This window comes from Pseudomonas sp. GL-B-26 (assembly GCF_019947405.1).
Lineage (GTDB): Bacteria > Pseudomonadota > Gammaproteobacteria > Pseudomonadales > Pseudomonadaceae > Aquipseudomonas.
In genome coordinates this window covers 1-22472 of sequence record NZ_JAGYGJ010000012.1, presented here as the reverse complement: position 1 = coordinate 22472, position 22472 = coordinate 1, and the positions used below count along the sequence as shown (strand labels likewise).

Genomic DNA, 22472 nt, shown 5'->3' with positions numbered 1-22472 from the left:
AGAGAGAGAAAAATTGAAGAAGAACGTGCTTATCATTGGTGCAGGAGGTGTCGCCAAGGTGGTGGCCCACAAGTGCGCGCAGCACAACGATGAACTCGGTCGTATTGCTATCGCGTCGCGCAACATCTCCAAGTGCCAGGCCATCATCGACAGCGTCAAGGCCAAGGGCAGCCTCAAAGTGCCCGCCGATATCCAGGCCTTCGCGCTGAACGCTATGGATGTCGAAGCGACCAAGGCGCTGATCCGCGAAACCGGATCGCAGATCGTCATCAACGTCGGTTCCGCCTTCCTCAACATGTCGGTGCTGCGCGCCTGCATCGATACCGGCGTGGCCTATCTGGACACCGCCATTCACGAAGAACCGGGCAAAATCTGCGAGACGCCGCCCTGGTATGGCAACTACGAGTGGAACCACCTCGAAGAGTGCAAAGAGAAGAACATTACCGCCATTCTCGGCGTGGGCTTCGACCCGGGTGTGGTCAACGCCTATGCAGCACTGGCGCAACAACAGTATTTCGACCGCATTGATTCGATCGACATTCTCGACGTCAATGCCGGTTCCCATGGCAAGTATTTCGCCACCAATTTCGACCCGGAAATCAACTTCCGCGAATTCACCGGACAAGTGTGGAGCTGGCAGAACAGCCAGTGGACCAGCAACACGATGTTCGAAGTCAAACGCACCGACTACCTGCCGGTCGTAGGCGCGCAGAACCTGTACCTGACCGGCCACGATGAAGTGCACTCGCTGTCGAAGAACCTCGACGTGCCCAACGTGCGTTTCTGGATGAGCTTCGGCGAGCACTACATCAATGTGTTCACCGTGCTCAGGAACCTCGGCCTGCTCTCCGAGCAACCGGTCAAGACCGCCGAAGGCCTGGAAGTCGTGCCGCTGAAAGTGGTCAAGGCCGTGCTGCCTGACCCGAGCTCGCTGGCGCCTGGCTACACCGGCAAGACCTGCATCGGCGACCTGGTCAAGGGCACCAAGGATGGCCAGCCGCGCGAGGTGTTCATCTACAACGTGGCTGATCATGAAGACGCTTACGCGGAAACTGACAGCCAGGGCATTTCCTATACCGCAGGCGTGCCGCCCGTGGCAGCAGCCCTGCTGGTCGCCCGCGGCGAGTGGGACGTGCAGCGCATGGCCAACGTCGAGGAGCTTCCGGCTGAGCCGTTCCTCAAGGCCCTGGATGTGATGGGCCTGCCGACCCGCATCAAGGACGAGAATGGAGATCGTCCGTGGAGCTGAAACGCTTGAGGCTCGCCACATACAGGTGAACCTCGTTTCCCGCTCCATACGCAAAAACGCCGCTCATTGAGCGGCGTTTTGGTTTGTGCGTTGTGGGGAATGCAACATTCCCGCCCGTCACCCACATGGAAACCCGGCCCGTCGAACCGGCACTAACCCGTGGTTGCGTGGTCAGTAACTGGCGCCTGAAGCGACGAGGATCGTCTCTGATAGCGGCGCATCCGGCTACGTTTAGTGTTTTCTCCAATGCCTTGGGGCAAAAAAACTCGCGATGGATTGCGTCCTGGACCGACTTTTCCTTTTGCGGGCGACACTCTATGGGTTTGCTTCTCGATCCGCGTCATGACATTGATGCCGCTTTATTAAGCTATCGCCGAGTGTTCTGGTCGCTGGCGCTGTTCAGTGGGGTGATCAACCTGCTGGTGCTGGTGCCGTCGCTCTACATGATGCAGGTGTACGACCGGGTCCTCACCAGCCGCAACGAAACCACCTTGTTCATGCTCACCTTGATCGCCCTGGGATTGTTCATGTTCAGCGCCCTGATCGAGTGGGCACGTGGCGAGGTGATGATTCGCATGAGCGCGGGGCTGGACGATGCCTTGGGCGAGCGGATTTTCGACGCTGCCTTCACCCGCAGCCTGCGCGAGCACAACGCTAACCCGGCGCAGGTGCTCACCGATCTGGCGACGCTGCGGCAGTTGATCACCGGCCAGGGCCTGATCGCCTTGCTCGATGCGCCGTGGTTGCCAATCTTCCTGCTGGTGGCGTTCATCTTTCATCCCTGGTTCGGCGTGCTGACGCTGGTTCTGGCGCTGGTGCTGATCAGCCTGGCGCTGTGGGGCGAGTTGGCGACTCGCACACGTTTGGGCGAAGCCAATCGCCTGGGCGTGCAGTCGTCGATCTATGTAAACAGCACGTTACAAAATGCCGAAGTCATCCAGGCCCTGGGCATGCTCGGGCCGTTGCGCCAGCGTTGGAGTCTGCTGCAGCAACGCATCATTGCCGCCCAGGCCCATGCCAGCGACCGCGGCGCGCGCATCACTTCGATGACCCGTTTCGTGCGCATTTCCGGACAGTCTCTAGCCCTGGGCCTGGGGGCGTTGCTGGTGCTTGAAGGCCAATTGTCGGCGGGCATGATGATTGCGATGTCGCTGCTGCTGGGGCGTGCCCTGGCACCCGTGGAAATCGCCATTGGCTCGTGGAAGCAATTCAACTCCGGCCGCCAGAGCTACCAGCGCCTGAGTCAACTGCTTGCCCAGCATCCGCGCGAGCGCCTGCGCATGCCTTTGCCACCGCCCACCGGGGCAGTGCGCCTGGAGCAATTGTATGTCGGCCCGCCCGGCGCCTCGCAACCGATCCTGCGGGGCATCAATTTCAGCCTGGCCAAAGGTGATGTACTCGCCGTCGTCGGCCCCAGCGCCAGTGGTAAATCAACACTGGCCAGGGCGATGGTCGGCGTATGGCCGGCCATGGGCGGTTCGGTGCGCCTGGACGACGCCGAGATCAGTCAATGGTCCCACGACGCTCTGGGCCCGCACCTTGGATACCTGCCGCAGGACATCGAGCTGTTCGACGGCAGTGTGGCCGACAACATTGCCCGCTTCGGCGAGCAGGACGCCGACAAGATCATCGCCGCCGGGCGTCACGCCGGCATTCACGAGATAATCCTGAGGTTCCCCAAGGGTTACGACACGCCGCTGGGCCCCGGCGGGCTTGGCTTGTCCGGTGGACAAAAGCAACGCCTCGGCCTGGCTCGAGCACTCTATGGGCACCCGTCACTGATCGTGCTCGATGAACCCAACTCCAACCTCGATGAAGCCGGAGAACTGGCACTGGTGCAGGCCATCAGTGCGCTCAAGGCTGCTGGCAGCACCGTAGTGCTGATTACCCACCGGCCTAATGTGCTGGCGGTGGTCGATCACATTCTGGTACTCAAGGACGGCACTCAACAAGCATTCGGCCCACGGGATCGGGTGCTCAAGGCATTGATGCCGGTGCCTAGGACGGCCGCGGTCAGGGGGGCTGGCGAAGATGCTTGATCTGACCCCTGAGGCACAAATCGAGCAAGGTCTGAGCGTGCGCAACACCACGGCGCTGCCCAGCGCCAGTACCGACGCCGGCGGTGCGGCGCGCTATGGTGTGGGTTTTCTGGTCCTGACGCTGGGCGGCTTCCTGCTCTGGGCCTGCCTGGCGCCGCTCGACCAAGGTGTCGTGGGCAGCGGCACCGTGGTGGTGGCGGGCGAACGCAAGGCTGTGCAGTCGTTGGTCGGTGGGGTGGTGGAAAAGCTGCTGGTCAGCGATGGCGACCGCGTCACCCAGGGGCAGTTGCTGGTGCAGCTCAATACGGTGCAGGCGCAGTCACAACTGGACGTGACCCTGGGCAAGTTGCTCAACGATCGCAGCGTCGAGGCCCGGTTGATTGCCGAGCGCCTGGGTTCTGCCGAGATTCAATGGCCCGCTGAACTGCTGGAACATGCGCACGAGCCGCGGGTCAAGGCGGCCATGGCCTTGCAGAGCCAGTTGTTTCTGACTCGCCGCGCAGAGCTGGGCAGCCGCTTGCAAATCATCGAACACGAAGTCGCGGCATTGCAGCAGCAATTGCTCGGCTACGAAGGCGTCAAGCGCAACTACGACACGCAGATGCGCTTCCAGCAGCAAGAGCTGGAAGGCCTGCGTGGTTTGGCCCGTGAAGGTTACATTCCGCGCAATAAACTCTTCGAGGCCGAGCGCAACGCGGCCCAGTTGGCCGGGCAGATTTCCTCCGGAGTGGGCGATGTCGGCAGGACCCGCCAGGCGATCAATGAAAGCCGGCTAAAGGCCTTGCAGGCGCAGCAGGAATTTCGCCGCGATGCCGAAACCCAGCTCAGCGAGGTCTCTGCCGAGGCGGCAGGTTTTGCCGATCAGATTCGTGCCTTGCAGTTTGAAGTCGACAACGGTGCGATCCGTGCGCCGGTGTCCGGGCAGGTCATGGACGTGAACATTCATACGGTCGGGGGCGTTGCGCAGGCCGGCCAAACCCTGATGCAGGTGGTGCCGCTGGATGCGCCGATGGCGATCACCGCGCGTTTCGAGCCGCTGATGGCCAATAAGTTGCGCCCGGGTCTGCCGGTGCATGTGCATTTCACCGCGCTGCAACGGGTGGATACGCCGACGATCACCGGCACGGTGACTACGGTGTCGGCGGACCAGTTGATCAATGAACAGACGCACCAGCCGTACTTTTCCGCCAAGGTCGAAATTCCCGCCGACACCGTCGCCTCTCTGCAGGCCGCCGGCCTGCTGGTGCGCCCCGGCATGCTCGCCGATGTCACGGTGGTGACGGGGGAGCGCACCTTGATGAATTACTTGATGAAACCTTTGCGCGAACGCTTGCTTGCTGCCTTCAAAGAGGAATGAGCATGTTGTGGCGAGGGGATTTATCCCCCGTTGGGCTGCGAAGCAGCCCTGACATCTGCAGTCGCGGTATGTCAGGCTGACTTCAATTAGCTTCTTTGGCGCCGCTACGCAGCGCAACGGGCCACATTGGGTCTGCGGTGGTCTTCAATTTTTCGGGCACTGCAATTCCCTTGTGGGAGCGAGCCTGCTCGCTCCCACAAGAGGTCAGGCTGTAAAGTCGCTGGCGTGCAGCTCCTGGACGCCCACCAATTCGAACTCGAACTCGGGGGTGGCGTCGGCGTTGACACTGCCGTAGAGAACACCATCGGCAAAGCGCAGTTGGCCGGTGGCGTTGGTGGGGTCGAAGGCGTTGCTGCCGATGAACGTGAAGGCGTCGACAGTGGCGGTCAGCGGGTTGGCGTCCAGGCCGGTAAGATCCAGATGATCACCCTCGGTGGTCTTGAAGCCGCTGATCACATCGCGCAAAGCCCCGACGCCCATGTCCGACAGCACACCAAACGCGTAGGTATCCGCGCCGGTGCCACCGGTGAGGTTGTCGGTGCCTGCACCGCCGATCAGCCGGTCATCGCCCGAACCTCCCACCAGCGAATCGTTGCCCGCACCACCGTTCAGAACGTTCGCGGCGCTGTTGCCCGACAGACTGTCGGCGTAGGCGCTTCCCGTCACGTTTTCTAAGAATTTCAGGGTATCGAGCCCAGACCCCACGGTGTTTTGTTGCGCTGACGTCGAGAGGTTTACGGTAACGCCGGACAGGGCGCGCTCAAAGGACACCGTGTCAATGCCATCGCGCCCGTCCAGCACATTGTTGCCGGCTCCGGCGAACAGCGTGTTGTCCAACGCGTTGCCCGTGCCATTGGCGGCGCCAGTACTATCAATGTAAAGACGCTCGACGTTGGTGCCGAGGGTATAGGCCGCCAGTCTGCTGTGCACGCTGTCGATCCCTCCAAGCGCCGCGTTGCTGTTGGTTTCGATCACTGCGTCGTCGGCGTTGTCGACATAGTAGGTGTCGTTGCCATCGCCGCCGCTCATGCTGTCGTCCCCTGCGGCACCATCGAGTACGTTATTGGCGGCATTGCCGGTGATGAAGTTGTGCCGCTCATTGCCGGTGCCGTTGATGGCCGACACGCCGGTGAGCACCAGGTTCTCGAGATTGGCGCCCAGGGTCCAGCTGACCGAGGCCAGCACCGTATCGATCTGCGAGGTCGAGGTGTTGGTTTCCACGACGCGGTCGGACGTGTTATCGACCACGTAGATGTCGTTGCCATCACCACCGGTCATGGTGTCGGCACCCAGGCCACCATCCAGTTTGTCGTTGCCCGAACTGCCCACCAGGGTATCCGCCTGGCTAGTACCGGAAATCATGTTCTGAGCGTTGTCGAAAATGTCCTGCACGCTGTTGTTGTCGTTGGGGTTGCCCTGGAAGCCAAGGTCATTGGCAATGTAGTCGGCCAGGCGCTGGCCGACGATCTCCGCCGACTCCTCGTGCAGGTGCCAGACGTCGTCGGGATACGCCAGCGGATCGACTTCGTGGCGCAAGGGCAGGTCGGTGTAGTCCACCGCCAGCTTGACGTCGGCGCGCTCGGCGGCGATGGCTTCCTGGGCGGCGCGGACATAGCCAACCCCCTCGACGATGGAGGCAATCTTGTCTTCCGAATAACCACGGGTACGCGCCGCGTCTTGCTCGTAGTGACCGGTTTCCATCATGTATACGCTGAAGTTGCCGAGCTGGGCATGCAGGTAATCAAACACCTTCAAGGTCGCGGCCTTGTAGGCCGCTGCTGCCGCTGGTTTGTCCGTGGCGCGGGCGATCTCCTGGGCGGCTTCCTCGCCCTGGCCCCAAATGATGCCCATGGTGACGTTATTGATGGATTGCAGTTCGGTAAGCTGGTCCCGCAGCAGCGTCACGGCGCGCAACAGCGCAGCCCCGGGTTGGTTGGTGTCGGTCAGCCACCAGCACAACTTGAGTTCCTCGGCGCTGAGAGTCGACAGGCCGGTGACCGTGCTGCCGCCCACCGCGATATCGATGCCGTTGCCATCGGCGTCGGTGAACTGGCTGCGCACATCATAGGTGGTGTAGCGGTCCAGATCGTTGACCAGCGTCGAGGTGCCGGACTGATTGTCGTCCTCCGTCATGCGCAGCAGGCGCGCATTGGATTGGCCGAGGGTGGGCACGTAGAGGATGTTCTGCTGGGCGCGCTCGCCGAAGACGAAGTCGCTGGCGGTCAGGGTGTTGAGGTAGTTGCCGTTGAGGGCGATTTCGAAGCGATTGCCATCGGCGTCGGCCTCGGCGGATTTGATGTAGGTCTTGTCGCCGGCCGCGTTGAGGGTGATGTACAGCGTTCCATTGCTGCCATCGCCGAGGCCGATAAAGCCCAGGCCCGAAACATCGATTTTGTCGACGCCCGCGGTGAAGTCATAAATCGTGTCGGTGGCCGTGACACCGCCGGTGTCATAGTCGCGGTAGCTGTCGAGTACGTTGGTGTAGCGGAAGGTGTCGGCACCGTCGCCGCCATACAGCGAGTCGCGTCCGGCACCGCCGTCGACGGTGTCCGCGCCGGTGCCGGCCTTGATTGTGTCGTTGCCACCGAGGCCGAGGATCAGGTCTGCGCCCGCCGTGCCGTTGAGGGTTTCGGCATTGTTGGTGCCGGTGATGGTGTTGGTGGGCGCATCGGCCACTACCAGGGCGTAGCTGTCGCTGACCGACGCACCTGAAGGATCGGTGGCCTTGACCAGTACGTTGTAATTGCCGGACGCGGTGCTGGTCGGCGTGCCGGTGAAGGTCAGGCTGGTGGCGTTGAAACTCAGCCAAGCGGGTAGGGCGCTGCCATCGGCCAGGGTCGCGGTGTAGCTGAGGCTATCGTTATCCGGATCGGTAAAACTGGTGGCCGGCACCGTGTAGCTGAACGGGGTGTTCTCGGTCGCGTTCTGATCCAGCAACGCCGTCGCCACCACCGGCGCATGGTTGACCGTTGGCGAAGTGGCAAAAACGAAATTGGCGCTGGTCAACTTACCAAGGTAGTTGCCGTCCAGTGCCACTTCGAAGCGGTTGCCATTGGCGTCGGCGGTCAGGGACTTGATGTACGTCTTGGTGCCGGCACTGTTGAGCACCAGGTACACGGTGTTGTTCTTGCCATCACCCAGGCCGGTGAAGCCCATGGCCGAGAGGTCGATCTTGTCGGCGGTGATATCGAAATCGGTGATCAGGTCGCCAAGGTTGGCGCCGCCGGTGTTGTAGTTGCGATAACTGTCCAGACGGTTGGAGAACACGAAGGTGTCCGCCCCGGCGCCACCGGTGAGGGTGTCCATACCGGCGCCACCGTCGAGCCTGTCGTCGCCCGCGCCGCCATTGAGGCTGTCGTTACCCGCGAGGCCGAGCAGGGTGTCGGCCGAATCGCTACCCAGCAGCGAGTCGCTGCCGCTGGTACCAGTGACCACCCGATTGAAGATGAAATTGCTGGCGGTCAGGGTGCTGGCGAGGTTGCCAGAGAGAATCAACTCAAAGCGATTGCCGCTGGCGTCGGCATCGTAATCCTTGATGTAGGTGCGGTCGTTGCTGGCGCTGTAGCTGACCTGCAAGGTGCCGCCACGGCCATTGCCCAGGCCCGTGAAGCCGAGGCCGGCGAGGTCGATCTTGTCCTGGGTGACGTCGAAGTCGGTGATGGTGTCATCGAAGCTTGCGGTTGCGTTGCGGTAACTGTCGGACTGAATGACAAAACGGAACGTATCGGCGCCGGTACCGCCGGTGAGTTTGTCGATGCCTGCACCCCCCACCAGAATGTCGCCACCGGCCCCGCCATTGATGGTGTCATTGCCGGCACCGCCGAAGAAAATTTCGCTGGCGGCGCTGCCCAGCAGGGTGTCGTTGCCAGCCGTGCCTTGCACGGTGGTCATCGGCACCGTGGCGCTGACGTAGCTGCCGTCACCATAGACCAGCGTGGCACCGTTGCTGGTGTGACTGATGGTGTTGCCGATGATGGCGTTGCGATCGGTGCCGTCTTCATTGCGCTCTGCAACGCCGTAGGTCGACAGGTTGCTGCCGCTGATGATGTTGCCCTGGATCGTGTTGTCGCTGCCGTTGAAGTACTTGCCGGACACGCCCGCGGTGTCGTCGTAGGACTGGATGATGATTTCCGGTACGGGGTTGCCCAGGGAATTGTTGTTGAGCGTGTTGTCGATGATCTCGACGTGGTTGCTGCCGTAGATGCGGATCCCGGCGCTGGCGTTGTCGTGAATCTCGACGCCACTGACGGTCACCTCGCTGGACAGTTTGATCAGCACCCCTTCGGCGCCGTTGCCGTACACCTCGCCACCGGTGATGGTGATGTTGCTGGGGGAGGGGATGTCCTCGCTGCCGCGCTGCACCACGATGCCATTGCCGCCGTTGTCGTAGGCGACGTTATTGGTCATGGTGAAATCGTGGGTGCTGGTGACGACGTTGAAACCGTGTCGGTCATTGTCGTAGGCGACGTTGTTTTCGAAGGTGCTGTCGCTGAGGAAGTCAGCAACGAAGCCGTCCAGGCCATTGCCGTGGGACACGCTGTTCTTGATGACCATGTTGACGGTCTGCTCGTGGGGGTCGAAACCGTACCCGGAGCAATCTTTTATCTCGACGCTGTCGAGGGTGACGTTGGAGTCGTAGCCTGCTTCGCCGGGAATGTAGCCGTTGAACCAACCGTCGATCTTGCCCGTGGTGTTGTTACGGTTGCCGTCGATGGTGAGGTTGCTGACGCCAAAGTCGTGGGTTTCCTCGCCATAGGCTGAGCGGATGATACCCGTGATCTTGGTGTCGGAGCCGTCAGCCACCTTGACGGTGGTTTCGCCCATACCGTCGCCGTACAGGTAGACGTTGCTCTTGAGCATCAGGCAACCGTCGGAGGGTTCCTCACCTCCCGAAACGATATAAGTTCCGGTCGGCATATACACCTGCCCACCACCTGCGGCGGCCGCTGCATTAATCGCACTTTGTATCGCCGCCGTGTCGTCTGTAATGCCATCTCCTTTGGCGCCAAAATTTTGTACATTGAAAATCATGAGCTTATCTCCGTATCAGGCGAAAACCTCGGTAGATGCCAATATTCCATCGACAGCTACCGTGTTATGACCCAACGGAGCGCAAAAGTTGTGACCGCATATCGGGGAAGCGTCAAAAAACCGAACTAACTGATTAGCGGTTGTGAGGTGTTTCGTAAAAGTAACGCTCTGTTGACGCTCGCTCAGTTAGCGAGCGATGCCGCAGTGGAAGGCGTGAGCGGCGGAATATAGGTATTAGCGGCCGTGCTTTTTATTACCTTCGTTTTCGCAGCTACCTTTTGGCAGAAGGATTCGCCAAGTAGCAAGGAACGGCAGCGCTGACACGTTCAAGGTCGCTTCGCAGATCTGCGATAAGGGTCTCGATGGCAAAACCGTTGTTGAGCGGGGCAATCGGGATCCCGGTGACAGTGAGGATTTCTTGATTGGAGGTGTCGTGATAAAAACGAACGGTCAGCGCCGCAGGTGGATCGACCGTACAGTCGCAGCGAGTCGGGAGGAAGCTTTGCTCTACGAGGTGGCGTAGTTCCAGAGTAGATAACATGGCGACATACCTTGACGGGAGTCAGCCAAATGACTTTTGTCAGACGTGGGTGGGAAAGCTCCTGGAAAGTAGATGCTTGGTAGGCTCCCTAAACACATTTGGCCAAGAGCCTCTTATTCAGTGTATTCCTGAACCCCCCGAGGGATTAGACCGTTTTTCTCTGGTGGCTCTGAAAGGCAGCGCATTCGTCGCGGTCGTTCAGACGGGGCTTTTTCTGAGAAAGTTTTAGGCAGCAATGCGCGAGAGGTTAGAGTGTTCATCAATGTCTGTTCGTAAGGACCCTCCACTCGCTTCGCATCGTCGCGCCAAGCGGTTTCAGCGAACGAACAGGGCAAAAAAAACCGTATATCAATCGTTATGTGAAAAATGAATCGTCCGCTGTTTGTTTCTCTAGATGGGCCCAAGGGAGCCGGCAAAACCACACTGTTGGAGGCCGTTACGAAAGCACTGAGGGCAGACAACAAAAAGGTGATCCGACTGTGCGAGAAAAAAAGCGATCCCTATAGGGGGGAAACAATGACCCTCGTAAACAAACTCGTCAGAAATCCCACCCGGGATTTGGAGTTGGAGGTTTGTGAGCGCTTTGCTGATAGCCGTACCTGGATTTCCCGGCACGTGCTGGCTAAACAGCCACCAGGCAGCATCATCTTGATCGATCGCTGGTACCCGTCTGATGCCGCGTTTCGCCGGATAGTCCCGTTTGCAGAGATTCTGCAGTTGAACATTGATCGAAACGTGCGAGTGCCAGATCTGCATGTCGGGGTTGTCACCGCCCCTGAAATTTCATGGGCGAGGGCAGCGGCACGACGGCGTGGGCTGAGCAGCACTGTCATCCATAAGCTGGAAGAACATGTCGCTTGTACCAAGGCGTTCGAGCGAGCGATTGCAGATCACGGCTGGGTTTTATGCCGTAATGAAGGAACGATCGAAGACGCAACGATGCAGGTGATTTCTGAGATCTATAAAGTCCTTCGCTGCCCTGTAGGCGAAGTTCTCTGCGCCGGCTTGTAGTGGTGAATGCAGGCATGCTCTGGCGCATTCGATAACGCCAGAGCCGCTGGCGGAATAAACGGCTCGCATACTGCGACCCTTGATCCGAGTGAAACAGCAACCCCTGAGGCCTTCCACATTGCTGGTAGGCCATGTCCAGCGCCTTGATAACCAGCTCGGCGTCCGGCTTTTCCGACAATGCCCAGCCCACTATCCGACGCGCACAAAGATCCAGCACAACAGCCAGGTAGTGCCATTTGCCCTGGGCCCAGATGTAAGTAATGTCGCCGCACCAGACCTGATTGGGCGCGGGGACATCGAACTCCCTATTCAACGTATTCGGGATATCCAGTCGTTCAACCGTCGCTCGTTTATAGGCGTGAGAACCAGGTTGTTTGCTCACAAGCTCAAGTTCGCGCATTAAGCTACGTACTTTGAACCAGCCCAGTTGCTCACCGTCTTCACGCATCATCGACAAGATGCTGCGGCTGCCCGCAGCACTGCGACTTTGCATGGGCTCATCCCTGTCCGACTCAGAATTCATGCCGGCCGCGAGGTGAACGCCAGGCGAACCGCAAGCAACACCAATACGAATGCCAGGCCCCGCGACTGCCACTTCGCGGACTCGCCTTTGTGGGACGCGTAACCCCGGATGATTCCCCCCACCAGGCCTAGCGCGACGTGGAAAAAGGTCGCGATCAGTGTCAACACCAGCCCCAGCATCAGGATTTGCTGTGCGACCGGAGAACTGCCCCGAACAACGAACTGCGGCAAAAACACCATGAAGAACAGCAGCGCTTTCGGGTTGAGCAAAGAGTTCAGCATCGCACGAATGAACACCGACATCAGCGAGGCCTGGATGGTGGAGTGGAGTGGAAGTCCGGCACGAACCCGTATGGCCTTCCAGGCCATCCAGAGCAGATAGAACGCACCGGCCCAGCGGATCAGGTCGAACGACGGTGGCCACTGCGCTATTGCGGCCGTGAGACCGGCTGCGGTGAGCGCGGTCAACACGAGGTCAGCTGCGCCAATTCCCAATGCAGCAACGACGCCGCCACGCCAGCCGTAGCTCGCGCCGTGCGCAATCACGAAGGCCATGTTGGGGCCGGGAGACATCAGCAACAGCAACACCGCCCCCGCAAACAGCAGTAGCGTCGATGGCTCTACCATGTGTGCTCCAGATCGCCGCGATAGACGATGTGAAGCTTGTTGCCATCAGGGTCTCGAAGGTAGGCGCCGTAGTAGCCCTCGCCATACCAGGGCCGCTCACCCGGAGTGCCTTCATCAGTACCCCCCAGCAGAATCCCCCCGGTGTAGGCCGTGCGTACGCTGTCGGGCGTTTCGGCATGAAACGCGAGCATGCTGCCATTGCCCGGCGTGGCCGCAAGGCCATCACGCGGCAAGTAGACATAGAACCTGGGCAGTGTGTGGGTTGGATGCACCCAGCAAGCCGAGGCGGGGCCTCCATCCGGGGTCACCACACGGCGGATCAGCCCGAGTGGCGCAAGCACGGCGTCATAAAAAGCCGATGCTCTTTCGAGGTCGGTGCATCCCACAGTAACGTGACTGAACATGTCTCAATCGATTCGACGCCACTGGAACGGTTGCGTCCTGCGCGCCGAGCTCGCCTCCTTGTTTTGTGAGGTAGTGGAGCCTACGCTCGCCACTTGATACACACAAAGAATTGTTCTAGGTACATTCAATGACGATGCCACGGTACAAAACCATTGCTGACCAGGTAGCGGAAAACATTCGCAGCGGACGTTTGCGCCCTGGAACCCAACTCCCGACGGTACGCACATTGATGAGCGAACATGGCATTGCGCTTGCGACAGCAGCTCGCGTTTACCGCACGTTGGAATCGATGGGCCTGGTGGTGGGTGAAATGGGGCGTGGCACCTTCGTGCGCGACACATCTCTTCCACGCGACCTCGGTCTGCAAACGGCATCCGAAGCGGGAATAATTGACCTGACCTTCAATAATCCAGCGGTTCCCGGGCAAGCAGAGTTGCTGAGGCAGGCACTGCGCAGCCTCGCATCGTCGGGCGATCTGGACGCCTTGTTGCGCAACGCCCCCCATGGCGGGCGTGCGCATGAACGAGAAATCGCTGCGATACATCTTCGCAATCGAGGGATTCGAGTCCCCGGATCGCAGGTGTTGATCGTCAATGGCGCGCAGCAAGGGCTGGCGCTCGCGATGATGGCGATACTCAAGCCGGGCGACGTGCTCGCTGTCGACGCGCTCACCTACCCGGGCATCAAAGCGCTGGCCGTCGCCCATCGCATTGAGCTTCTGCCTATACCGTTGGCTGATGGCAAGACCAATCTCGACGCGCTCGCGGCAAGTTGCAAGCGGCGTCCGGTACGCGCGTTTTATGCGATGCCAACCCTACACAATCCGCTGGGATCGATCATGCCGGCTGCCGACCGTAAGCGTTTGGTTGCGCTGGCCGAGGAACACGATTTTGCGCTGATCGAGGACGGCGCCTATGCGTTTCTAGCCGAGCCGGCGCCGAAGCCGTTGTTCATGCTCGCACCGAATCGCACGATCTACGTTTCCGGCCTTTCCAAAAGCGTCGCCTCGGGCTTGCGAATCGGATTCATCGCAGCGCCTGTATCGCTCATCCCTGCGCTCGAGCAAGCGGTGCGAGCCTCCACATGGAGTTCGCCATCGATCACCGTCGAACTGGGGTGTCGCTGGATCGAAGAAGGCGTGGTGGATGACCTGGAAGAGTTGAAGCGCAAAGACGCCGCGAATAGACAACGACTTGCCCGCCGCATTTTCGGCGGCATCAACCTGGTCGCGCATCCAAACGCCTACTTCCTGTGGCTACCATTACCCGAAGACATGCGGGCCGAGAGCATTGCTGCTGCATTGCGGCGCGACAACATTTTGGTCACGACAGCAGAGCCGTTTTCTGCTGCATCCCATGCGCCTAATGCGCTGCGCGTGGCGCTGGGATCGGTGCCTGTTGAAACGCTTGAACTCGCCCTGAAAAAAGTGAGAGTTGCCTGCGGCTATTAGTTTGAGTTTTCATACCATCATGTTCTTTCGCCACGTAGGATTATTGCTACTGGCGTGCGCTAAGCTCTCGTTTACATCGCTGTGATTGGCTACCCCTTACTTGATATGCCTCTACAGCAGTCCTCCTCCGTATATGCGATAACAGCTGCCCTTTGCCTCACCAGGCATCGATAAGTTCGCAACAAATACCACAGGCCGTTGTAGATTTCGCTCAAAGACTGGCTACTGGTTCTTGTCGTGATGCGTGTGCCCAGCGCGACGTCCTTCAGTACCTGGTAGACATTGCGGGCGGTGAGAGGGGGAGGTTGTGTTCAAAGTCGTTGTTCGAGTCATGACATTTCCCAGCCCGGTTAAGGGGCTGATATCGGTGTGATTTGCTGCCGTTCTGTGCTGGCAGTCAATCGCTCTAGTATTCAGCTTCCGCTATCGCCGTCGTAAAACTGTAATGTTACGGTCATAGAATTGACATGACTTCTTACACCTTCTTTCAGTCGGCCTTCGGCCTTTTTCATGGATGAGCAAGCCCCATGCGTCGTGTTGTATTCAATCAGAAAGGGGGCGTTGGAAAATCCAGCATTGCCTGCAATCTTGCCGCAGCGAGTGCTGCCGAAGGCTACCGAACGCTTTTGGTTGATCTCGATCCTCAGGCAAATTCGACACACTATCTCACGGGCCTGATCAACGAGAGCATCCCTTCGGGCATCGCCGATTTTTTCAAACAAACACTATCCGGCGGCTTCGAAGGTCGAAGGAATCGCGTGGTCATAACCGAGACCTCTTACGACAACCTTCACTTGGTGACTGCCAGTCCTGAACTGTCAGACCTCCAGTCAAAACTCGAGTCCAAATACAAGATCAATAAGCTGCGCAAGCTCCTGGTTGAACTGTCCGAGGACTATGAGCGCATCTATATCGATACACCCCCGTTTCTCAACTTCTACACATTCAGCGCGCTGGTGGCTGCGGACAGTTTGCTAATCCCATTCAATTGCGACAGCTTTTCTCGCCAGGCGCTGTATCGCGTCATCGCGCAGGTAGAGGAGCTACGTCTTGATCACAATGAAACACTGAAAGTAGAGGGGGTAGTGGTCAACCAGTTCACGGGGCACACTAGGCTTCATCAAAATCTCGTTGATGAGTTATTGGCCGAAGGTTTACCTGTGCTACCGGTGTACCTAAGCAGCTCCGTCAAGATGCGCGAATCTCACGAAGCTTCAGTACCCATCATCCATTTGGCCCCTCGGCATAAGCTTTCTCGGGAGTTTTTTGGTTTGCTGGATGCTCTGGAGCGAGCCGCTTAGCTTCATCAATGACGGGTTGCTACTAGCGTAATTGCCCCCTCAGGTTCTCCCTCCGGCTAGCATCAAATGAGCCGGAGTCGGTAATTCAAGCCAGTTCGTGCAGCTGAAATATTGACGAAACATTCTGGCCATATGATTCGTGTCACTGAAATCCAAGGAGTTGGAGATGAATCGACCATCAAGAAGCATGCGCAAACTGCTCGACGCCGTTGCCACCAACAATGAGGCAGCGGCGCTTGATGTGATGCGTGCTGCTGAGCAGCTCCAAGACGAAGTGCTACGCCAACGGTTGCTCAACATGATTCACCGGCTCAACCAGGACGCTAATGACTTACGAATGGCGCGTGACGATATCCAGGGCGGAGCGATAAAGCTCGCATGATTGGGCTCGGAGACGTTTCTTAGTCGGTATGCCGCACTGGTCTCTTGGGCCAAGGGCGTGTTGACCTATTCCGAGCTATCCCGATGGTCAGCCGGGTAGTTGGGGCGATGTTCATCTGCTTCGGAGCAGCCATCCTGACCCTGCGTCGACAGGCTGCATAAGAGGAGGGCGGCTACCCGTAGATGATCCTGAATGATAGGCGTCAGATGCCACATGCAGTTTGCTTAGGCATGCAGCGGTTTCAGGTGCGAGTACGCACATGCTAGCGAGACCGTCGGCACGCGGGTCAACTTGGCCTCGGCGTCAACAGCTCCGGGTGAGTAGTAGGTAGATCACATTGCGATAGGGGTCGAAATACAAGCAGGAATGTGGTGATGAGTCCGCAGGTATGAACGCCCTCATCTGTTCGCGCGTCCTGAGCACGAGCTTCCAGTCCATGAAAGCTTCCATGTAGCCCCGCCCCCAGTTGTCCGGTGTAAAGTTTGCGATCAGGAGTTTCCCTCCTGGATTCAGTTTACCCATCAGCCAAGCTGTAAGCGCCATTGCCTGGGCGCGATTTAGGTAGTCATAGATGCCAATGCTGTAGATGAAGTCGAATCCATCGTAATCATCACTTTCAGGCAGCTTCTTGACATTGCACTGCCACTTGATGATTTTCGAGCAAGCTAGAGTGGCAGCCGCCAGCGTCTCTGCGTCATTATCAAATGCGACGAAGCGCTGGATCCGCTGTCGGGTCTCTGGTTTGAGAAGCTCCAGTTCTCGGCAGTGGCCACAAGCGACGCTCATGATGGAAAGCGCTTCCCGATGGGACGCCAGCCGCTCAATCAAGCCTGCAATGTGCTCACGACGCCAGCGTACGCTCAGCGCGTTTGGGCTTGAGGTGACAACCTCGAACATTAATTTTCCGATCGCGCTGGAGTCGGGAGGAGGATTCTGAAAGTAGGCGTAATCCAGCATTACAGCGTCCCCTGGGTAGCCTCTGGGTTTTTTGAAAGCTCGTAAGGTGTAGGGGTCTTCCTGGAGTAGTTGAAAAATCGGATGTTCACGACATTGATCGACTATGTCGTCCTGCCAGAGCGTGTCGGGCAAACTTTGGCGGTACTCCGTTAGCAGCTCGGTCATGCAAGTGATGGCGTGCATATGGTCGCCACGGAGAATTTCTTGCTGGAAAATATCAAGTCCGCTAATCAGGCCTCTCATCATCAACCTCAGCTGCGCCGCAAAGTAGGTGAGCCACTGGTATAGATTAGTAGAACCGGTGCAGTGCAGCGCCTCACGGAGAGTCATATTGCGAATCTGCGCATCGCATCGACTCTACTGAATATGGTGAGGACAAGGCTGGAAACGAGCGCTGTACTCGATCCTATCGGTAGACTGGAGAGGGGAGTGCTTGCGTGAGACTCATCAAAGATTTGATGGGCAAGGAAGCTAAAGCTATTTTTGTTATCGCTCTTTCGGGCTTGAGCCCGGCTCGACCCCAAGTCTTCACATGCCCTGGGCGAGTCACTCCACAGTTGGCCCGTCATGATTGATTCAAGAAGCGTATTACGGATGCCTTATTTCACCTCGGCGTTGCCACGCTGTCCGCTATCCCAGGCCTCAGTCAGCTTGTCTATTCGATCCGCAATCTGAGGTGTTTTTGATAGGACTAGGCAACGCGTGTTGCCGACAAATTCCTCTATCAAATACAGCGAGTCGCCAACATCAAGCTCCAGCTCCTGCATCGCTTCGTCTGGGATTCGAATTGCACCGTCCCCATCCCATTCTTCGATCATGATTTTCATAGGTCCGGGTGCGCCAGGAACGCCGTATCCTTCCGCATCGGATATTGGGTGGAGGCATAGAAACCTACCTGATTGAGGTATTGGCAGGGATGCTTGGAATTGAGCATGAATTGACTCAGCAGACCCACGTGCTGCTGGTCTCGAATATTGTAAAAGTTCCGCCCTGACACATCATTTAACATAATATACATTACACGTAACAATGTGTTTCGAGATTAGCCCGGTTTTGCACGCAGATTTTGAGGCGATCAATTCACCCCAGCCCTCATTCTCCCATCAGCTTCTCAAACAGCTCCGCGTGTTCAGGAAATTGCTCGGTAAGCTTTTGCTGACTGCCCAGCTCCATATCTGCAAAATCAAACCCAGGTGTAACCGCTTCGCTGATCAGGCCGTATCCTGCCAGTCCATTTGTAAGCTGCGAAGCTTTCCAGACGCCGCCAGGCACATGCAACTGCAGACATTGTCCGGCGATTATATCGGTGCCCATCACAACCGTTTTTAATGTGCCGTCTGGAAAAATCAGGTTGTACTGAATCGCATCTCCGACATGGTAGTAATGCACGATGTCCGATTGGTTCCGATGAAAATGACCTATCGGCGAATCCTTGGTCAGCAAGTAGTAAATGGATGTCATCAGGTAGCGCCGGCCCCCAGCGGTCTCAACCATCGCGTGGTGATCGGTTTGAAAGGTTCTGCGGTAGAAACCGCCTTCCATGTGGGGTTCCAGGTTCAGTGCTGCGATCACAGCCTCTGCGCTGGGAATGTGTCTATCAAAGGTGTTGGTAGTCATGTTGATTGAGCCCTCCAGCCTTTGAAATAGCGCGCAATTAATGCGCTTGCTCTATTATGGCTATACACATGATTAATAATAACTATGCTAAATAGCTCTTTAGTAGAGCTAGCCATTAGAGCTTGAACGCACGAGTACTCACTACCCTCGCCCACTATTGTTGTTCACGCTGCACTTGTGTTTGCGACACGAGCCGTGCGAATAAACAAGGCGCGCACTTTCTCCCAGAAATTCCCCCCCAATACGAAAAAGCTGCCAATTAGCATGACGTCACCCAGTGCTTGAACTTGCCAGAGGTTGGGTCTGAGCCCCGGCCAAATGCTGTCGACGTAGGGTTCAAGAAAGGAAGAAATCAGTGGCACAAAGAACATAACGATGCCAACTCTGTGACGCCATGGGCCCACTTCGACTTCTGTGCTAGGAGCAAGTGAGGACACATAACCGAACAGGCTGCGCTTTAACTGCTGGAATCCGGCTTTGCCCATCACCGCAATAACGATGATCAACAGGATTTTGTTGCTGATGAACAGCACGCCGGTCAGTGCAGCGATCTTTGAACCCGGCACATCGGCTGCCGCTGCGAGTGGCACCAACAGCCAGGAACCCAGCATCAAGCAGATAATGACAATGCCCAACTTAAAGCGCCAACCGGCTGAATGGGGTTCAACAACACCTGGGGTGTTATTCATAATCGTCGTACCTTTCTAACAGATCACAGTAGATTTGATGGCGCTTAAAAAGCGTAGCAGCCGTGTGCCCATTTGGACGGCTATGCTCCAGTGATCTTTGTTGGTCGGGAAATGCGTAATGCATCCAGGTACAACCCTGCTGAATTGGCCTGGCCGGTTCGTGCTGCTTGGCGTATTCGGCCTCAGTGGCTGCGTACGGCTTGGGCCGGACTTCCAGCCGCCCGGCGAAGAATGGGTCAAACACTGGAGCACCCCTGCCCTTGAGCAATCCAGCCAGCGCGGACTGAACCCGGATCTGCGTCAGTGGTGGCAAATCTTCGCCGATCCGGTCCTCAATCATTTGATTGCCGAGTCGGATGCACGCAACTCCAGCCTCAAAATCGCCGGCCTGCGCGTCATGGAAGCCCGCGCCCAACTCGGTATTGCTCAAAGCGGTCTTTACCCGCAACTACAGCAAGCCAGTGTCGACAGTCTTTACTTCAACCGCAGGCAATCCGGCGGGACCAACCCGCAAGACAGCCACTTCTGGCAACACAGCGTGGGGTTCGACGTGGGGTGGGAGTTGGACTTCTGGGGCCGCTTCAGTCGCGCCATCGAGTCATCCGATGCCAGCTACTTCGCCGCCCAGGCCAACTATGAAGACGTGCTCGTCCTGCTGCGCGCGCAAGTGGCCGATACCTATTTCTCGCTGCGTACCACCGAGGCCCGTTTACGCGTCGCCCGGGAAAACGCCAAACAGCAAAAGCGCAACTTCGAGATCACCGAGAAACTCTTTAATAGCGGCCAAACCGCCGAGCTCGACCTGCAACAAGCCAGGACCCAGTACCTGGGTACGTTGAGCACCATCCCCAACTTCGAAGATCAGCGCCAGCGCACGCGCAATGCGTTGGCGGTATTGATTGGTCAGCCGCCCGGCGCGCTGCCGCAACTGGTCGAGAATGTGGGATTGATCCCGCTGGTCGACCGTGCCGTGTTGCAAGATGTACCGGCCAACCTGCTCCTGCGTCGGCCCGACGTGCGCGCCGCCGAGCTTAGTGTCGCCGCCCAGTCAGCGCTGATCGGTGTGGCCGAGAGCGATTTCTATCCGTCGCTGACCTTGCTGGGCAGCATCATCTGGTCCACCGACACGCTCAGTGGCACGCCTCGGAATCTGGATTTGATCGGCGGCCCCAGTCTGCGTTGGAATCTGTTCGATCACGGCCAGATCAGCAACAACGTGCGCGTGCAGGATGCGCGGTTGCAGCAACTGATCGAGGCTTACCGCGACAAGGTTCGCCAGGCGGCACGCGAGGCGGACGATGCGGCTTATGGCCTGATCAAATCCCTGGAGCGCGAACGCATTCTGGGTGAGGCTGAAGTGGCAGCCAAACGCTCGCTGGTGTTGGCCAGCGCGCAGTATCGCGAAGGATATTCGGACTTCCAGCGGGTGCTGGATGCGCAGCGTGCCTTGCTCGAACAACAGGACAATTATCTGGTCGCCCGCAGCAATGCCGTGAGTAATGTCATTGCCTTGTACAAAGCCGTGGGCGGTGGCTGGTACAGCGCCCAGCCGAAAGTTGATCCAGCCACCCGCCAGCAAATGGAAAAACGTACCGACTGGGGCGATCTGCTGGAAGAGCCCGCCACTGAACAACCTGCCATTCCAATGTCTTACAAGGTAAAAGACCAATGAGTGAAGCCGCCAAGCCCACGCCCGAGACACCTGTCACCCAGGCGCCAGCGCCGGCTGCCGACCCGGCGAAAAAAGGCATCAAGTGGGTGCTACTGCTGATCCTCTTGAGTCTGACCTGGTACCTGTTGGCGGATCGTTTCACACCCTATACACAACAGGCCCGGGTGGGGGCCTTTGTGATTCCTGTTGCCTCGGAAGTGGCGGGCCGCGTGATCCGGGTGAACGTGCGCAACAACCAGGACGTCAAGGCCGGCGAAATCCTGTTCGAGGTGGACCCTCAGCCGTACCAGATTGCCGTCGACCGTGCGCGTGCTGACCTTGAATCGACCCGCCGACAGATCGGTGCGAGCACCGCCGGTATCGCCTCGGCGCAAGCCAACCTGCGCGCCGCCCAGGCCAATGAACTCAAGGCGCGCCAGGACAATCAGCGTCTTGAGGGTTTGTATCGCGAAGACCCCGGCACCATTTCCGTACGCCTGCTCGAAGTGTCTCGCGCCAACCGCGAACAAGCGGTCAGCCAGGTCGCCGCTGCCCGCGCCGAAGTGCAGCGCGCGCGTGAGCAGGAAGGTGGCAGCGAGGAAGACAACGCCTTGCTGCGCAGTGCCGCCACGGCGTTGTCCAAAGCCGAACTGGATCTGTCCAACACGCAGATTCGCGCTCGCTCGGCCGGACTGATTACGGATCTGCGCACTGACGCTGGGCAATTCGCCGCGGCCGGCAGCCCGGTCATGACCCTGATCGCCATTCATGATGTGTGGATCAGCGCGGACATGACCGAGAACAACCTCGGTCTGGTGAAGCTCGATACACCGGTTTCGATTGTTCTGGATGCTCTGCCGGGCGAGGTTTTCGAAGGCCGCGTGCGCAGCGTCGGTTACGGCGTCAGCGTGGGCCAGACGCCAGCGCCCGGCACGCTTCCCAGTGTGCAGAACAGCCGCGATTGGTTGCGTCCGGCCCAGCGCTTCCCGGTGATTATCGAGTTTTCCAAAGACTCAATGGACATACTGCGTGACGGTCGCGCCATCCGTGCCGGAGGGCAGGCCGAAGTCATGGCCTTCCCCACCGAGGGCAATCCGCTGAACCCACTCGGCCACGTGTTTGTGGGGTTCATGAGCTGGCTGAGCTATGCCTATTAAGGGTATGTCGACTCGGCGCACGCCACGGGATCAACGCGCACTGCGCCTGGCCACCGGCACGGCGTTAAGCCTCACCGCCAGTTTCGGCCTCGGCTTGCCGATTCCTTTTATGGCGCCGGTGCTTTGTCTGCTGTTGCTGGCCTCGGTCAATCGCCCGCTGCCGTTCAAGGCCGGACTGGTTCTCGCACTGGCCGCCATGTTGACCACCGGCATCGGCCTGCTATTGATCCCGGTCCTGCGTTATTACCCCGTCAGCGGCGTGCTATTGATCAGTGTCGGTCTGTTCCTGGCGTTCCGCTTTGGCCTGCGCGGCGGCAACGCCTTGATCATGACCTTCCTGGTGATTGGCCTGACCATGATTTCCTCGGCCGGTATCGCCGAATACGATCTGGCGGCGATGGTCATCGGCGCACTGGTCAAGGGTTTACTGCTTGCCGTTGTCGTCGTGGCGCTCAGTCATGGCTTATTCCCGGACCCACCCAATGC

18 protein-coding genes and 2 pseudogenes are annotated in these 22472 nt (G+C 58.5%); 11 read left to right on the top strand and 9 right to left on the bottom strand.

Annotated features, from left to right (window positions below; genetic code table 11):
- Positions 1 to 13 precede the first annotated feature (13 nt).
- The 3 genes from KGB23_RS10285 to KGB23_RS10275 all read left to right on the top strand — a co-directional run bounded on the left by KGB23_RS10285 (position 14) and on the right by KGB23_RS10275 (position 4645).
- A complete protein-coding gene (locus KGB23_RS10285; RefSeq protein ID WP_223430982.1) occupies positions 14 to 1249 on the top strand; it encodes a saccharopine dehydrogenase family protein in 1236 nt (411 codons plus the stop codon).
- Positions 1250 to 1566: 317 nt separating this feature from the next.
- Positions 1567 to 3288 carry a type I secretion system permease/ATPase gene (locus KGB23_RS10280; protein WP_223430980.1) on the top strand — a complete coding sequence of 574 codons (1722 nt, stop codon included), beginning with the start codon at positions 1567 to 1569 and terminating at the stop codon, positions 3286 to 3288.
- Positions 3281 to 4645, top strand: coding sequence for an HlyD family type I secretion periplasmic adaptor subunit (locus tag KGB23_RS10275; protein WP_223430978.1), 1365 nt, complete (start codon positions 3281 to 3283; stop codon positions 4643 to 4645). Before KGB23_RS10280 ends, KGB23_RS10275 begins: the two co-directional genes overlap by 8 nt.
- A gap of 204 nt (positions 4646 to 4849) precedes the next feature.
- Here KGB23_RS10275 and KGB23_RS10270 read toward each other — a convergent pair whose 3' ends face one another.
- Together KGB23_RS10270 and KGB23_RS10265 are read right to left on the bottom strand one after the other, a co-directional pair.
- On the bottom strand, positions 4850 to 9676 hold the full coding sequence (locus KGB23_RS10270; protein ID WP_223430977.1) for a M10 family metallopeptidase C-terminal domain-containing protein: 4827 nt from the start codon (positions 9674 to 9676) through the stop codon (positions 4850 to 4852).
- Between the two features lie 271 nt (positions 9677 to 9947).
- The gene (locus tag KGB23_RS10265) at positions 9948 to 10217 is read right to left on the bottom strand and encodes a DUF1652 domain-containing protein (RefSeq protein ID WP_223430975.1); all 270 of its coding nucleotides are present in this window, start codon (positions 10215 to 10217) and stop codon (positions 9948 to 9950) included.
- A 366-nt stretch (positions 10218 to 10583) separates the two neighbouring features.
- Between KGB23_RS10265 and KGB23_RS10260 the strand changes: the two genes are divergently transcribed.
- Positions 10584 to 11228, top strand: coding sequence for a dTMP kinase (locus KGB23_RS10260; protein ID WP_223430974.1), 645 nt, complete (start codon positions 10584 to 10586; stop codon positions 11226 to 11228).
- Positions 11229 to 11241: 13 nt separating this feature from the next.
- On the opposite strand, the pseudogene KGB23_RS10255 reads toward KGB23_RS10260, so the two are convergent.
- The 3 genes and pseudogenes from KGB23_RS10255 to KGB23_RS10245 form a co-directional block, all read right to left on the bottom strand.
- A pseudogene (locus KGB23_RS10255) lies at positions 11242 to 11718 on the bottom strand (IS3 family transposase); the annotation flags it as partial.
- 29 nt (positions 11719 to 11747) lie between these two features.
- Entirely contained in the window at positions 11748 to 12377 is a 630-nt protein-coding gene (locus KGB23_RS10250; protein WP_223430973.1) for a LysE family translocator, read from the bottom strand.
- Positions 12371 to 12781, bottom strand: coding sequence for a VOC family protein (locus KGB23_RS10245; protein ID WP_223430971.1), 411 nt, complete (start codon positions 12779 to 12781; stop codon positions 12371 to 12373). The genes KGB23_RS10250 and KGB23_RS10245 overlap by 7 nt, the downstream gene beginning before the upstream one ends.
- Positions 12782 to 12909: 128 nt before the next feature.
- Between KGB23_RS10245 and KGB23_RS10240 the strand changes: the two genes are divergently transcribed.
- The 4 genes and pseudogenes from KGB23_RS10240 to KGB23_RS10225 all read left to right on the top strand — a co-directional run.
- Complete coding sequence (locus KGB23_RS10240) at positions 12910 to 14232, top strand: PLP-dependent aminotransferase family protein (RefSeq protein WP_223430970.1); 1323 nt, start codon at positions 12910 to 12912, stop codon at positions 14230 to 14232.
- Between the two features lie 527 nt (positions 14233 to 14759).
- The gene (locus KGB23_RS10235) at positions 14760 to 15533 is read left to right on the top strand and encodes a ParA family protein (protein ID WP_150658081.1); all 774 of its coding nucleotides are present in this window, start codon (positions 14760 to 14762) and stop codon (positions 15531 to 15533) included.
- A 166-nt stretch (positions 15534 to 15699) separates the two neighbouring features.
- Positions 15700 to 15915: a hypothetical protein gene (locus KGB23_RS10230; RefSeq protein ID WP_103393408.1), complete on the top strand. Its 216-nt coding sequence runs from the start codon at positions 15700 to 15702 to the stop codon at positions 15913 to 15915.
- Positions 15916 to 15921: 6 nt separating this feature from the next.
- Positions 15922 to 16076: pseudogene (locus KGB23_RS10225) on the top strand (LysE family translocator); the annotation flags it as partial.
- Positions 16077 to 16218: 142 nt separating this feature from the next.
- On the opposite strand, the gene KGB23_RS10220 reads toward KGB23_RS10225, so the two are convergent.
- From KGB23_RS10220 to KGB23_RS10205, 4 genes are all read right to left on the bottom strand, one after another.
- Positions 16219 to 17202, bottom strand: a complete 984-nt coding sequence (locus KGB23_RS10220) for a hypothetical protein (RefSeq protein WP_223430968.1) — start codon at positions 17200 to 17202, stop codon at positions 16219 to 16221.
- A 269-nt stretch (positions 17203 to 17471) separates the two neighbouring features.
- Positions 17472 to 17699: an AbrB/MazE/SpoVT family DNA-binding domain-containing protein gene (locus tag KGB23_RS10215; protein ID WP_223430966.1), complete on the bottom strand. Its 228-nt coding sequence runs from the start codon at positions 17697 to 17699 to the stop codon at positions 17472 to 17474.
- A gap of 265 nt (positions 17700 to 17964) precedes the next feature.
- Positions 17965 to 18489: a cupin domain-containing protein gene (locus KGB23_RS10210; RefSeq protein ID WP_223430964.1), complete on the bottom strand. Its 525-nt coding sequence runs from the start codon at positions 18487 to 18489 to the stop codon at positions 17965 to 17967.
- A 164-nt stretch (positions 18490 to 18653) separates the two neighbouring features.
- Complete coding sequence (locus tag KGB23_RS10205; protein ID WP_223430963.1) at positions 18654 to 19178, bottom strand: transporter suffix domain-containing protein; 525 nt, start codon at positions 19176 to 19178, stop codon at positions 18654 to 18656.
- Between the two features lie 118 nt (positions 19179 to 19296).
- Here KGB23_RS10205 and KGB23_RS10200 point away from each other — a divergent pair, with 118 nt between their 5' ends.
- The 3 genes from KGB23_RS10200 to KGB23_RS10190 form a co-directional block, all read left to right on the top strand.
- A complete protein-coding gene (locus tag KGB23_RS10200) occupies positions 19297 to 20850 on the top strand; it encodes an efflux transporter outer membrane subunit (RefSeq protein WP_223430961.1) in 1554 nt (517 codons plus the stop codon).
- The gene (locus tag KGB23_RS10195) at positions 20847 to 21986 is read left to right on the top strand and encodes an HlyD family secretion protein (protein WP_223430960.1); all 1140 of its coding nucleotides are present in this window, start codon (positions 20847 to 20849) and stop codon (positions 21984 to 21986) included. The genes KGB23_RS10200 and KGB23_RS10195 overlap by 4 nt, the downstream gene beginning before the upstream one ends.
- Before the next feature lie 4 nt (positions 21987 to 21990).
- Positions 21991 to 22472 (top strand): DUF2955 domain-containing protein (locus KGB23_RS10190; RefSeq protein WP_411741494.1); only part of this gene is annotated, 482 nt, incomplete at its 3' end.

Excerpts from the sequence above, each read along its gene's own strand:
- KGB23_RS10210 (WP_223430964.1), bottom strand. The coding sequence starts at position 18,489 with ATGACTACCAACACCTTTGATAGACACATTCCCAGCGCAGAGGCTGTG.
- KGB23_RS10245 (WP_223430971.1), bottom strand. The coding sequence starts at position 12,781 with ATGTTCAGTCACGTTACTGTGGGATGCACCGACCTCGAAAGAGCATCG.
- KGB23_RS10205 (WP_223430963.1), bottom strand. The coding sequence starts at position 19,178 with ATGAATAACACCCCAGGTGTTGTTGAACCCCATTCAGCCGGTTGGCGC.
- KGB23_RS10260 (WP_223430974.1), top strand. The coding sequence starts at position 10,584 with ATGAATCGTCCGCTGTTTGTTTCTCTAGATGGGCCCAAGGGAGCCGGC.
- KGB23_RS10220 (WP_223430968.1), bottom strand. The coding sequence starts at position 17,202 with ATGACTCTCCGTGAGGCGCTGCACTGCACCGGTTCTACTAATCTATAC.
- KGB23_RS10240 (WP_223430970.1), top strand. The coding sequence starts at position 12,910 with ATGACGATGCCACGGTACAAAACCATTGCTGACCAGGTAGCGGAAAAC.
- KGB23_RS10275 (WP_223430978.1), top strand. The coding sequence starts at position 3,281 with ATGCTTGATCTGACCCCTGAGGCACAAATCGAGCAAGGTCTGAGCGTG.
- KGB23_RS10200 (WP_223430961.1), top strand. The coding sequence starts at position 19,297 with ATGCATCCAGGTACAACCCTGCTGAATTGGCCTGGCCGGTTCGTGCTG.
- KGB23_RS10280 (WP_223430980.1), top strand. The coding sequence starts at position 1,567 with ATGGGTTTGCTTCTCGATCCGCGTCATGACATTGATGCCGCTTTATTA.
- KGB23_RS10265 (WP_223430975.1), bottom strand. The coding sequence starts at position 10,217 with ATGTTATCTACTCTGGAACTACGCCACCTCGTAGAGCAAAGCTTCCTC.
- KGB23_RS10230 (WP_103393408.1), top strand. The coding sequence starts at position 15,700 with ATGAATCGACCATCAAGAAGCATGCGCAAACTGCTCGACGCCGTTGCC.
- KGB23_RS10235 (WP_150658081.1), top strand. The coding sequence starts at position 14,760 with ATGCGTCGTGTTGTATTCAATCAGAAAGGGGGCGTTGGAAAATCCAGC.
- KGB23_RS10215 (WP_223430966.1), bottom strand. The coding sequence starts at position 17,699 with ATGAAAATCATGATCGAAGAATGGGATGGGGACGGTGCAATTCGAATC.
- KGB23_RS10270 (WP_223430977.1), bottom strand. The coding sequence starts at position 9,676 with ATGATTTTCAATGTACAAAATTTTGGCGCCAAAGGAGATGGCATTACA.
- KGB23_RS10195 (WP_223430960.1), top strand. The coding sequence starts at position 20,847 with ATGAGTGAAGCCGCCAAGCCCACGCCCGAGACACCTGTCACCCAGGCG.
- KGB23_RS10250 (WP_223430973.1), bottom strand. The coding sequence starts at position 12,377 with ATGGTAGAGCCATCGACGCTACTGCTGTTTGCGGGGGCGGTGTTGCTG.